Source organism: Pseudomonas sp. LAM2023 (genome assembly GCF_016620375.1).
Lineage (GTDB): Bacteria > Pseudomonadota > Gammaproteobacteria > Pseudomonadales > Pseudomonadaceae > Aquipseudomonas > Aquipseudomonas anuradhapurensis.
Genome location: NZ_JAENHV010000026.1, coordinates 99802 through 111730, shown reverse-complemented (window position 1 = coordinate 111730; position 11929 = coordinate 99802). Strand labels below are relative to the sequence as shown.

Genomic DNA, 11929 nt, shown 5'->3' with positions numbered 1-11929 from the left:
CCAGCGTGGATACCGAATCGAAGCCATAAAAAAGGGCCCCATCAAGGGGCCCCTGGGCCTTCGCCCGCCGCCCGGATAGGGCGTGCATGGTAAATCGAATTCAGTGTCCTCGTTCAGCCAACGGCGTGATTTTCGTTGAGTCTATGGATGCCAGCGGTGCCAGTCATTCCGTCCCAGTTATCACCGCGACCTTCACGCCAGCCGTTGATCCAGGCTTGGCGAACAGAAGGAAGATTGAAGGGGCAAAGTTCGCGGGATTTGCCGGTGACCCCGTATTGGTAGCCACGTGAATATGCTCTTTCCAACGGATCACGCTTAAGTCTTCTCATAGGGTGTTGCCCTCACTTGTTGACTGTAATGTCCCGTCGGCCTCTCCGAGGCCGGGCAGAGTCTTTCTGCCGGTGTGCGCTCGCTGCCGGCGTGGCGAGCTGAAAGTGCCGCCTCGTTGCGAAGCGGCCTGAGACCAGTTCTATCGAATGCGGGTCACGGTGTGAATGATCGATTTGTCATAAGGACGTAACCTTTCCAAGGGTGACGGGATAAGTAAATAAATGCGACTCAACCTTGTTTAGCGTTGAGCCCGCTATGATCAGGGTTTGCCGAACCTTGACGCCATTTCGCCAGCGTTGCTGGCGGATGACGGAAATAATTTGAAATGCGACGAAGGGTCACATTGGCCCCGCCGTCACCAGAATTTTACGTACTGCCTGATGATCTAAGCTGTCCTTGCCGCTGGGCCAGGCGCAGATTGGTCAGGCGGCCCGGCCGTTCACCGCACGCTCGCGTGCCGGGGAAGGCCACCCGCACACCTGCTGGAAAGGGGTGCGGCAAACATCGCGGGGCGATGCGTTGCCCCGTCAGTCAAATAGCCCAAGGCGCTGGATTACTCATGTCGGACCGTTTCGAACTTTATCTCACTTGCCCCAAAGGCCTGGAAGGCCTGCTTGCCGAAGAGGCGCGCAGCCTCGGCCTGGATGAGGTGCGTGAGCACACCTCGGCCATTCGCGGCGCCGCCGACATGGAAACCGCCTACCGCCTGTGCCTGTGGTCACGCCTGGCCAACCGGGTGCTGCTGGTGCTCAAGCGCTTCTCCATGAAGAACGCCGACGATCTCTACGACGGCGTGCACGCGGTCGACTGGGCCGACCACCTGGCTGCCGATGGCACCCTGGCGGTGGAATTCAGCGGCCACGGCTCGGGCATCGACAACACCCACTTCGGTGCGCTGAAGGTCAAGGATGCGATCGTCGACAAGCTGCGCAACCGCGAAGGCCTGCGCCCGTCGGTGGAAAAGATCGACCCTGACGTACGCGTGCACCTGCGCCTGGACCGTGGTGAAGCCATCCTCTCCCTCGACCTTTCCGGGCACAGCCTGCACCAGCGTGGCTACCGCTTGCAGCAAGGCGCCGCGCCGCTGAAGGAAAACCTGGCGGCGGCGGTGCTGATCCGTGCCGGCTGGCCACGCATTGCCGCCGAAGGGGGCGCGCTGGCCGACCCGATGTGCGGTGTCGGTACCTTCCTGGTCGAAGCCGCGATGATCGCCGCCGACATCGCGCCCAACCTCAAGCGTGAACGTTGGGGCTTCAGTGCCTGGCTCGGCCACGTGCCGGCGCTGTGGCGCAAGGTGCATGAAGAAGCGCAGGCACGGGCCGAAGCCGGCCTGGCCAGGCCGCCGCTGTGGATCCGTGGCTACGAGGCCGACCCACGCTTGATCCAGCCCGGCCGCAATAACGTCGAGCGTGCCGGCCTGGGCGACTGGGTGAAGATCTACCAGGGCGAGGTCAGCACCTTCGAGCCGCGCCCGGACCAGAACCAGAAAGGCCTGGTCATCAGCAACCCGCCCTACGGCGAGCGCCTGGGTGACGAAGCCAGCCTGCTGTATCTCTACCAGAACCTCGGCGAGCGCCTGCGCCAGGCCTGCATGGGCTGGGAGGCCGCGGTATTCACCGGCGCGCCGCAGCTGGGCAAGCGCATGGGCATTCGCAGCCACAAGCAGTACGCGTTCTGGAACGGCGCCTTGCCGTGCAAGCTGTTGCTGTTCAAGGTGCAGCCTGACCAGTTCGTGACCGGCGAGCGCCGCGAGCTGCCCGCGCAAGGCGCAGACCTCGATGCGCAGGCGCCGGTGGCCAGCGAGCCGGCGCGCCTGTCGGAAGGGGCGCAGATGTTCGCCAACCGCCTGCAGAAAAACCTTCGGCAACTGGGCAAGTGGGCGCGTCGCGAGCAGGTCGATTGCTACCGCCTGTACGATGCCGACATGCCCGAATATGCCCTGGCAGTCGACCTGTACCAGGACTGGGTGCACGTGCAGGAGTACGCCGCGCCACGTTCGGTCGACCCGGACAAGGCCCAGGCACGCCTGCTCGACGCGCTGGCAGCCATCCCCCAGGCGCTGGGCATTGCCCCGCAGCGGGTGGTGCTCAAGCGCCGTGAACGGCAGAGCGGTACGCGCCAGTACGAGCGTCAGGCCACCGAAGGGCGCTTCCAGGAAGTGCGCGAAGGCGGCGTCAAGCTGCTGGTCAACCTCACCGATTACCTCGATACCGGGCTGTTCCTCGACCACCGCCCGATGCGCATGCGCATCCAGCGCGAGGCCGCCGGCAAGCGCTTCCTCAACCTGTTCTGCTACACCGCCACGGCCACCGTGCACGCCGCCAAGGGCGGGGCGCGCAGTACCACCAGCGTCGACCTGTCGAAAACCTACCTGGACTGGGCGCGGCGCAACCTGGCGCTCAACGGTTTCTCCGAACGCAACCGCCTGGAGCAGGGTGATGTGATGGCCTGGCTGGAAGGCAACCGCGACAGCTACGACCTGATTTTCATCGACCCGCCGACCTTCTCCAACTCCAAGCGCATGGAGGGTGTGTTCGACGTGCAGCGGGACCACGTGCAACTGCTGGACCTGGCCATGGCCCGCCTGGCTCCGGGCGGTGTGTTGTACTTCTCCAACAACTTCCGCAAGTTCCAGCTCGACGAGCACCTGATGACGCGCTACGCCGTGGAGGAAATCACCGCCCAGACGCTGGACCCGGATTTCGCCCGCAACAACCGCATTCATCGCGCCTGGCGTTTGCAGCTGCGGTGAGGCGACGAGGTACATTGCGCGGCTGATGGCCAATAGCTATAAATGACAGCAGGGCAAGATAATCCGCAGGACGCTGGCTTGACGAGACGGGTGTATGTCGAAGGGTGGCGTGCGTGCGCGGTTGCTTGGCCTGAGCACAGAGGGGGTGCCCGCCTGGGCTGTCGCGCTGGTCGCCCTGCTGGTGGGCGGCCTGCTGACCGCCGTGCTGGCGCTTGCCGCGCAAACTTTCTACAAGCAGCAGCTGCGCCAGCGCTTTGAGCTGCTGGCCAGCGAGCGCTTCAGCCGTATCGCCGAGCGCCTTGACCAACAGCAGCAGCGCCTGGACGGGCTGCGGCGGTTTTTCAGCTTGGCCGAGGCTGTCACCCCGCAGGCATTCAACGCCTACGCCCGGCCATTGTTGCAGCGGACCCTGGCCTATGCCTGGGCGCCGCGTGTGGAAGCTGCACAACGCGCCGAGTTCGAGCGCCAGGCCAGCGTGTACCTTGGCCCGGGTTATGTAGTGCGGGACCAGGACGAACATGGCCAGTGGCACCCCGCCCCGCTGCGTGACCATTACTTCCCGGTGTTCTATACCCAGTCGGGCGAATTGCCTGGGTTGCCCTATGGGCTCGACCTCGCCGGCCAGGCCACGTTCCGGGCGGCACTGGCGCGGGCGCTCGGGCCAGGCAGCATGGCGGTTTCCGGATCACTGGCCCTGTTCGATGGGCGCTCGGACGCACGCGGCCTGCTGATGGTGGCGCCGGTGTTTGCCGATTCCGCGCCCAGTGGCGCAGCAATCGGCTACGTGGTGGCCTTGCTGAGCATGCTTGAGCTGGTCAGTGACGGGCAACCGGCGGTGGCAGACGACAACCTGGTCGTGCGTATCGTCGATCCCGCCGGCTCGCGTGGCCCCGAAGTGCTGTTCGATTCGCAGAACCCGGTAGCCCCCCTGGCGCTGGCCAGCAACCAACTGCTGCACCTGGCCGACCACCACTATCAGCTGGGCATCAGGCCGAGCCTGGCGTTCATGCAGGCCAACCGTTCCTCCGCAGTGCTGGCGGTGAGCTTGCTGGGTGGCTTGTTGAGCCTGCTGCTCAGCGTGCTGTTCCACAGCCTGTTCAGCCAGCGCCAGCGTGCCCTGGCCCTGGTCGAGCAGCGCAGCGCCGAGCTGCGGGTCAGCGAGCAAGCCCTGCGCGGCACCCATAATCAGCTGCGCAGCGTGCTGGATGCCGCGACCCAGGTGGCGATCATCGCCACCAACCTCAAGGGCGTCATCAGCACCTTCAACGCGGGTGCCGAGCGCATGCTCGGTTACCCGGCCAGCGAGGCGATTGGCCAACTGCACCTGGAAGACCTGGTACTGGCCGAGGAATTGAGCCAGCGCGCCCACGCCTTGAGCCTGCGTTACGGCCGACCGATCGCCGGCGGCCAGGCCATGTTCGCCGAGACGGTGCAGGCGCATGGTGCCGAGCCGGGGGAGTGGACCCTGTTGCGCGCCGATGGCAGCCAGCTGGTGGCCAACATGCTGGTCACCGCCATGCTCGATGAACAAGGCTTGTGGACGGGCTACCTGGCGATCTGCATCGATGTCACCGAACGGCGTCGGGTACATGAGGCGCTGGCGGCGCGTGATCGGCTCCTGGAAAAGCTCACTGCCGAAGTGCCGGGCGGCATCTACCAGTACCGCCTGGATGGCGATGGCCATTCGTGTTTCCCCTATGCCAGCATGGGCCTGTACGACATCTACGAAGTCGACCTGCAGCAGTTGCGCGAGGATGCGACGGCCGTGTTCGAGCGTATCCACCCTGATGACCTCGAGCGGGTACGCCGTTCGGTGCGTTACTCGGCCGAGCACCTGTCGCCCTGGCGCGAGGAGTACCGGGTCTGCCTGCCGCGTGCCGGGTTGCGCTGGGTGCGTGGCGAGGCGACGCCGGAGGTGGGCGAGCAGGGCTGCACCCTGTGGCATGGCTACCTGACCGATATCTCCGACCTCAAGAGCGTGGAAGAGGAGTTACGGACGCTGTCGGTGACCGATTCGCTGACCGGCATTCACAACCGCCGCTATTTCCAGGAGCGCTTGAAGTCCGAGCTGGAACGGGCCCAGCGCGATGGCCAGGCGCTGGCGGTGATCATGCTCGACATCGATCATTTCAAACGCATCAATGACCGCTTCGGCCACGCCGTCGGTGACCGTGTGCTGCGCAGTTTGTGCCTGCGCATTGCCCAGCGTCTGCGGCGTACCGATGTGTTCTGCCGGCTGGGTGGCGAGGAATTCATGGTGCTCTGCCCAGGCAGCGATGCCGAGCAGGCGCGGCAACTGGCGCTGGAGCTGTGGCAGGGGGTGCGCAATGTGCCGGTGGAGGGTGTGGGCAGGGTGACTGCCAGCTTTGGGGTAGCGGGTTGGCGGCGGGGAGAAGGTGCCGATGCCTTGCTGCTGCGCGCCGATGCCGGGGTGTACGCGGCCAAGCAGGCCGGGCGCGACCGGGTGGAGGGGGAGTCGGCCTGATCGGCCATGGCGGGCGCGATCGATGTAGGAGCGGCCTCGTGTCGCGATGGGCTGCAACGCAGCCCCAGGATTCCAGCTTCGCAATACCAAATGGCTGGGGGCTGCTGCGCAGCCCATCGCGACACGAGGCCGCTCCTACACCGACCGGGTCAGCCGGCCCTTTGTTGCCGGGCCGCTGCGGTCAGTTGGCCGCAGTGCTGCCGGCCAGCTTCGGCTGGCGGTACAGGTCCAGCAGCACCTGGTCGAGCACCTGCGATGCGCCCCATGGTTTCGGGTCGTTGAGGATTGCCGCCACCGCCCAGGTATGGCCATTGCTGTCGCGGCTGAAGCCGGCGATCGCCCGCACGGTGTTCAGGGTGCCGGTCTTGATGTGCCCTTCACCCGACATCGCCGTACGTTTCAGGCGCTTGCGCATGGTGCCGTCCATGCCCACCAGCGGCATCGAGCTGATGAACTCGGCGGCGTACGGGCTTTTCCAGGCGGCCTGCAGCATTGCCGCCATTTCCCGCGTGCTGACCCGCTCGGCGCGCGAGAGGCCGGAGCCGTTTTCCATGACCAGGTGCGGTGCGGTAATGCCCTTCTTCGCCAGCCATTGACGCACCACGCGCTGGGCGGCGCGGGCATCGTCGCCATCGGCATCGGTGCGGAACTGCGCGCCAAGGCTCAGGAACAGTTGCTGGGCCATGGTGTTGTTGCTGTATTTGTTGATGTCGCGGATCACTTCCACCAGGTCTGGCGAGAAGGCCCGGGCCAGCAGACGCGCACCTTTTGGCACGTTCTCGAAGCGGTCGCCCCCCTGGATGCTGCCACCCAGCTCGTTCCAGATCGCGCGCACGGCACCGGCGGCGTAGGTCGGGTGGTCAAGCAGCGACAGGTAGGTCTGCGAGTTGCAGCCTTCACCCAGCTGGCCGCTGACCGTCACGCTGATGCCATCGGCCTGCGGCACCGGGTTGTAGCGCACATCACCCGCGCACTGCCGGGAGGCTACCGCCTTGACCTGGTTGTCGATGCGGATACTGGCAATCGGCGGCTCGACCGCAATGGTGACCTTGCCGCCATCATTGCGGGCCACGAAGCGCAGGGCCTTGAGGTTGATCATCAGCGAGTCCGGCTTGACCAGGAACGGCTTGTTTTCATCGCCGCCATCATCGTTGAATTGCGGCAGGTTGGGCTGCACGAAGTGGCTGCGGTCCAGCACCAGGTCGCCGGTGATGGTGCGCACGCCATTGGCACGCAGGTCACGCATCAGCAGCCACAGCTTTTCCATGTTCAGTTTCGGGTCGCCGCCGCCTTTGAGGTACAGGTTGCCGTTGAGCACCCCGTTGCTGAGCGTGCCATCGGTGTAGAACTCGGTCTTCCACTGGAAGGTCGGGCCAAGCAGTTCGAGGGCGGCGTAGGTGGTGACCAGTTTCATGGTCGAGGCCGGGTTTACCGACACATCTGCGTTGAACACGGTCGGTGTACCAGGGCCGTCCAGCGGCAGCATCACCAGCGACAGCGCCGAGTCCTGCAGCTTGCTGGCCTTGAGGGCCTGCTGCACTTTGGGGGGCAGGGTGGTATTGACGGCGGCGGCCTGGCTGGGCAGGGCGAATGGCAGCAGCAGGCCGGCAAGCATGAGGGGACGAAGCTTTTTGATCATAGTGCGTAAATACCCTACGGCGAGGGGAAAGGGCATTGGGGCTGTAAAGGATGATGGCCCCAGGATGAAAGAATGCGCATTATGCCCCAAGCGCAGCGACGATGCGCCACGTTCGACAGAAAAGCACCACCCATGGAAAACCACTGGCCATGAAAAAGGCCACCATGAAGGTGGCCTTTTCAGCGATCGGGCCGGTATTACTCGGCCTTGTTGATCGGCTTTTCCGGGTACCAGGCGTCCAGCAGCGGGCTGACTTCGATCTTGGTCAGTTCGCTGCGGCCCTTGAGCCAGGCTTCAACGGCTGCACGCTGTTCTTCGCTGACCGAGCCGCGTTTGACCGAGCACACCAGGCCGAAATCGTCACCGCCTACATAGTCCAGGCCGTTGGCGTCCATGGCTTCTGCCAGGAACGCGTCGAGGAAAGCATCGATTGCCTGGTCATCCAGATCTTCCTTGAATTCCAGGTTCAGCTCGAAGCCCAATTCCTGAAACTCGTCGACACACAGCTTCTTGCGCAGACGACGGGAGCGGTTTGTGGCCATGAAACAATCCTCTTAGGTAATAACGCCGCGCAGTCTACCAGTTAACACGCCTGGCTGCCTGCCTGTGTGCAGCTATCGGTAGCCAGTTCCCTGGCCAGGGCCCGTTCCACCCGGCACATGTGCCGCGCCAGTGCCTGGCGCCGCCGGCGCAGCTGGAGGGTGGACAAGCCGCCGGCCTCCAGGGCTTCGCAGGCCGCCATCAGCTCGGGGGCTTCGAGCATGCGTGCGGCGCTGAGCACCTTGTGCGCCTGTTCGCCGATGGCCCCGCTGTCGTGCTCCGGATGCAGTGCCATGAGCGTGGCCAGATCGGCCTGCAGGCTTTGCTGCAGGGCTTCCAGGAAGCGCTGGCGGTCGTTGGGGTCATGCCCGACCACTGCAGCCAGCCCGTCCAGGTTATACAGCTTGCGCCGGGGTTTTTGCTGGCGCCGCGGGCGGATGCCGGCCAGGCGCTGGCTGAGCGTGCTGAGGCTGATGGGCTTGAGCAGGCAGTCGTCCATGCCGGCGCTCAGGCATTTGCGCCGCACCTCCGGTTGCGCATTGGCGGTGTAGCCGAGAATGGTGCAGCGCGAGCGCTTGCCATGGCGCTCTTCGGCACGAACCGCAGAGGCCAGCTGATAGCCGTTCATGTGTGGCATGTTGCAGTCGAGCACCAGCACATCGAAGTCGCCCGCCCGCCAGGTAGCCAGGCCTTCACGGCCATCATGGGCACTGGCATGGTCCAGGCCCAGGTAACCAAGCTGTTGCGCCATCAACTGCAGGTTGGCCGGATGGTCGTCGATCACCAGCACGCTGAGCCGTGGGTCGGGCACGTCGAGTTCTTCAGGCAACGGGGCCTGCAGCGTGGGGGCGTCTACCCGCTGCAGTGGCATCTTCAGGCGCACCTGGGTACCGACATCTTCCAGGCTCCTGATGCTCAGGTCGCCGCCCATCATTTCGCACAGGTTGCGACAGATGGCCAGGCCCAGGCCGGTGCCCGCGCGAGCGCCCTGGCTGTGCGGGTTGGCCTGGATGAAGGGGTTGAACAGGCGTTGCAGGTCGTCAGCGGGTATGCCAATGCCACTGTCGCGCACCTCCAGCTCCAGCACTGCCGGGGTGCAGGCCTCATCCAGGCTGACGTTGATGCGCACCTGGCCATGTTCGGTGAACTTGATGGCGTTGCTCACCAGGTTGGACAACACCTGCTTGAAACGCAGTGGGTCGAGCAGTGCATGGCAGCGTGCCGCGGGGGCGATCATCACTTCCAGGGCGAGGCCTTTCTGCCGTGCCTGGCCCTCGAAAATGCGCCCTACCGATTCGACCAGGGCCGCCAGGTCGACGGTTTCCGGGGCGAGGGTCAAGTGCCCGGACTCGATGCGCACGATATCGAGGATGTCGCCGATCAGGCCCAGCAGGTCCTTTGCCGAGTGGTGCGCCAGTTCCAGAGCGCTGCGGTCCACCCGGCCCTGGTCGGCACGCTTGACCGCCAGTTCCAGCATGCCGATGACCGCGTTCATCGGGGTGCGGATCTCGTGGCTGATGGTGGCCAGGAACGTGCTCTTGGCGCGGTTGGCATCGTCGGCCTGCTGTTTGGCCTGGCGCAGTTCCATGACCAGTTGGCGGCGGTCGCTGATGTCGATCCAGCCGCCGATGATGCCCTGGACCTCGCCCAGCGAGTCGCGATACGGCAGGATCCAGTGGTAAATGGTCATCTCACGGCCCTTGATCCGTAGCGGCCGGTCCATGATCAGCGGGGTGCCGACTGCCATCACCTTCAGGTAATCCGCCTCGATCTGGCGAATATGCTCGTACTCGGCGAACAGGCTGTCTTTCAGGCGTTTGCCAATGACCTCCTCGGAGCACGCCTGCACGGCTTCCAGGTAGCTGAAGTTGCAACTTTGCAGGCAGCCCTCGCGGTCACGCACGTACATGGGGTGAGGCGTGCCGTTGAGCAGGGCGCGCATGAACGCCAGTTGGTCGTTCAGCGCGCGCTCGGCGCGTTGCCGCTGGCGAATCTGCAGGCGCAGGCGGGCGTTCCAGAGCAGCGCCAGCAGCAACAGCACGGCTGCGCCCAGTACCAGCTGTACCGCGAGGCGATGGTAATCCCGGCCGTTGCCGTCATCGTGCAGGTCGAAGCCGCGCCAGCGGTTGTTGATTACCCCCAGCTCCTCCGGCGAGATGCTCAGCAGGGCCTTGTCGAGGATCGAGACCAGCACCTGCGACGAGGCGCTGGTCGCCATGGCGAAATTGGCGGGTTCGCTACCGACAGTGGTGCGGATGACCAGCTCGGGATTGCTGGCCAGGGCATGGTTGGCGTCGACCAGGGTGGTAATCACTGCATCGACGGCGCCGCTGTTGAGCAATGCCATGGAGTAGAACGTGCTTTCCGTCTCGATCCAGCCGATTTGTGGATAGTGCTGTGACAGCATCGCGTCCATGGCGCTGTAGCGGGTAATGGCGATGCGACGCCCGTGCAACTGTTCCAGCGAGGCCGGTGCCTCGTTGTCCTTGCGGCTGACCAGTACGTAGGCGCTTTCCAGGTAAGGGCGGCTGATCTGCAGGTTGTCCTCGGCGTCGCCGCCGGTGGCCAATGCGGCGATGACATCCGCGCGGCCGTCCTTGAGGCGGGCAATCATGTCGGCGATGCCACTGGCGCGCTGCACTTCGAAGCGCAAGCCGGTACGCAGGCGGATGAGTTCCAGCAGGTCGGCGGTAATGCCGCGAATATGCCCCGCGCCATCGAAGTAGGACACCGGTGCGGCTGTGTCATCGATCGCCACACGCATCACCGGGTGGTCGCGCAACCATTGCTCTTCGGCCTCGGTCAGTTGCAGCTTGCGGTCGGTCAGCAACAAATCGCTGCCGGCACTCCAGCGTTTGAAGATGCTGGCGCGTATGGCGGGGGGCTGGCTGTCCAGCACGGCATTCACCAGCTCCATCAGCAGCCTGTCCTGCTGGCGCAGGGCAAAGCCGAAGCCGATGGCTTCGTGCTTGCCGAAGTTGGCCATGCGCAGGCGCGGCAAGTGGCCGCGGTTGAGCTGGTAATGGGTGGAAATGGTATCCCCGATGAACACGTCGGCCTGGCCGAACGCCACGGCATTCAAGGCCTGGCTGGAAGAGCCGAAGGCCAGGAGCTCGGCCTTGGGGTAGGTGCCCAGGACTTCTTGTCTGGGCAGGTAGTGGTAGAGCATGGCCAGGCGCATGCCAGGCAAGCCCATGTCCAGTGCCCGGCTTTCGTCCTCACGCGTTACCAGCACCGGTTGGTCGATGGCATAGGGGTGCGAAAGCGCCAGGCCGTCGCTGGCTGCCTCGTAGCCATTGGCACTGCCAAGCAGATCGATGTCGCCGTGGCGCAGCGCTTCCACCGCCGCCTGCCGGCTTGAAAAGCGCAGTACCCTCACCGGCAACTGCAGGGCCTTGCCGATCAGGCTGGCGTACTCGGCGGTCAGGCCCTGATAGTCGCGGCCACCACTGGTGATGTCAAAGGGTGGGTAGTCCGGTGCCGAGGTACCCAGTACCAGTTCCTGACGGCTGTCGAGCCATTGCCTTTGTTTGGCGGTAAGCGCTGGCAGGGCGGGTTGAGCCGATGACCGGGCCAGCAACGTGTAGGAAGAGGCTTCTTGATAGGTAGCCTGTGCCACGCTGCTGAGCAGGAGCAGGGCGAGCAGCAGGCGAGCGATAGGGCGCGCCATGACCATCCTCAGACCAGTGCATTGCGCTTGGCCATCTCGATCAGGTCGACAAGCGTATCGACCTGAAGTTTGTGCATCAGGCGCTTCTTGTAGGTGCTGACGGTCTTGCTGCTGAGGAACATGCCCTTGGCGATTTCCTTGTTGCTGCGGCCTTGGGCGAACAGCTGCAGCACCATCAGTTCGCGGTCGTTCACCTGCCGGAAAAGTTGCAGGTCGGTATCCGCCGCCTGGTTGTGCTTTATCGCCTGGCTGGGGAAATAGTTATAACCGGCCAATACTGCCTTGATTGCACTGAGCAATTCGCTCAGGTCTTCCCGATCAAATTCTTATGAAGTCGAAATTAGTGCTGGGGCTTGATGAGAAATTCAATAGTTTTTAATTTTCTTTGTTCAGGGAAATTAAAATAGATGAATTCGATCTTACTAGAAATAATCTGGATGAAATGCCGGCTCCTGGAAGTACCTGTCAACTCATTGAATTGTCCTATGCGACAAGTTGTTTAGGAGGGGGCGG

6 protein-coding genes and 1 pseudogene are annotated in these 11929 nt (G+C 64.0%); 2 read left to right on the top strand and 5 right to left on the bottom strand.

The window, feature by feature from the left end; translation table 11 throughout:
* Positions 1-113: 113 nt before the first annotated feature.
* Positions 114-329, bottom strand: coding sequence for a ribosome modulation factor (gene rmf, locus JKP78_RS15470; protein WP_003248687.1), 216 nt, complete (start codon positions 327-329; stop codon positions 114-116).
* Positions 330-889: 560 nt separating this feature from the next.
* Here rmf and rlmKL point away from each other — a divergent pair.
* Positions 890-3082 carry a bifunctional 23S rRNA (guanine(2069)-N(7))-methyltransferase RlmK/23S rRNA (guanine(2445)-N(2))-methyltransferase RlmL gene (gene rlmKL / locus JKP78_RS15465; protein WP_186690731.1) on the top strand — a complete coding sequence of 731 codons (2193 nt, stop codon included), beginning with the start codon at positions 890-892 and terminating at the stop codon, positions 3080-3082.
* Positions 3083-3176: 94 nt separating this feature from the next.
* Positions 3177-5567 carry a sensor domain-containing diguanylate cyclase gene (locus JKP78_RS15460; RefSeq protein WP_200626931.1) on the top strand — a complete coding sequence of 797 codons (2391 nt, stop codon included), beginning with the start codon at positions 3177-3179 and terminating at the stop codon, positions 5565-5567.
* A gap of 181 nt (positions 5568-5748) precedes the next feature.
* Here JKP78_RS15460 and dacB read toward each other — a convergent pair whose 3' ends face one another.
* From dacB to JKP78_RS15440, 4 genes and pseudogenes are all read right to left on the bottom strand, one after another.
* Complete coding sequence (dacB, locus tag JKP78_RS15455) at positions 5749-7206, bottom strand: D-alanyl-D-alanine carboxypeptidase/D-alanyl-D-alanine endopeptidase (RefSeq protein ID WP_186690659.1); 1458 nt, start codon at positions 7204-7206, stop codon at positions 5749-5751.
* 197 nt (positions 7207-7403) lie between these two features.
* Positions 7404-7748 carry a YggL family protein gene (locus JKP78_RS15450; RefSeq protein ID WP_004376110.1) on the bottom strand — a complete coding sequence of 115 codons (345 nt, stop codon included), beginning with the start codon at positions 7746-7748 and terminating at the stop codon, positions 7404-7406.
* Positions 7749-7789: 41 nt separating this feature from the next.
* A complete protein-coding gene (locus JKP78_RS15445) occupies positions 7790-11416 on the bottom strand; it encodes an ATP-binding protein (protein WP_200626930.1) in 3627 nt (1208 codons plus the stop codon).
* An 8-nt stretch (positions 11417-11424) separates the two neighbouring features.
* Positions 11425-11733 (bottom strand): annotated as a pseudogene (locus JKP78_RS15440) (LuxR C-terminal-related transcriptional regulator); the annotation flags it as partial.
* Positions 11734-11929: the final 196 nt, after the last annotated feature.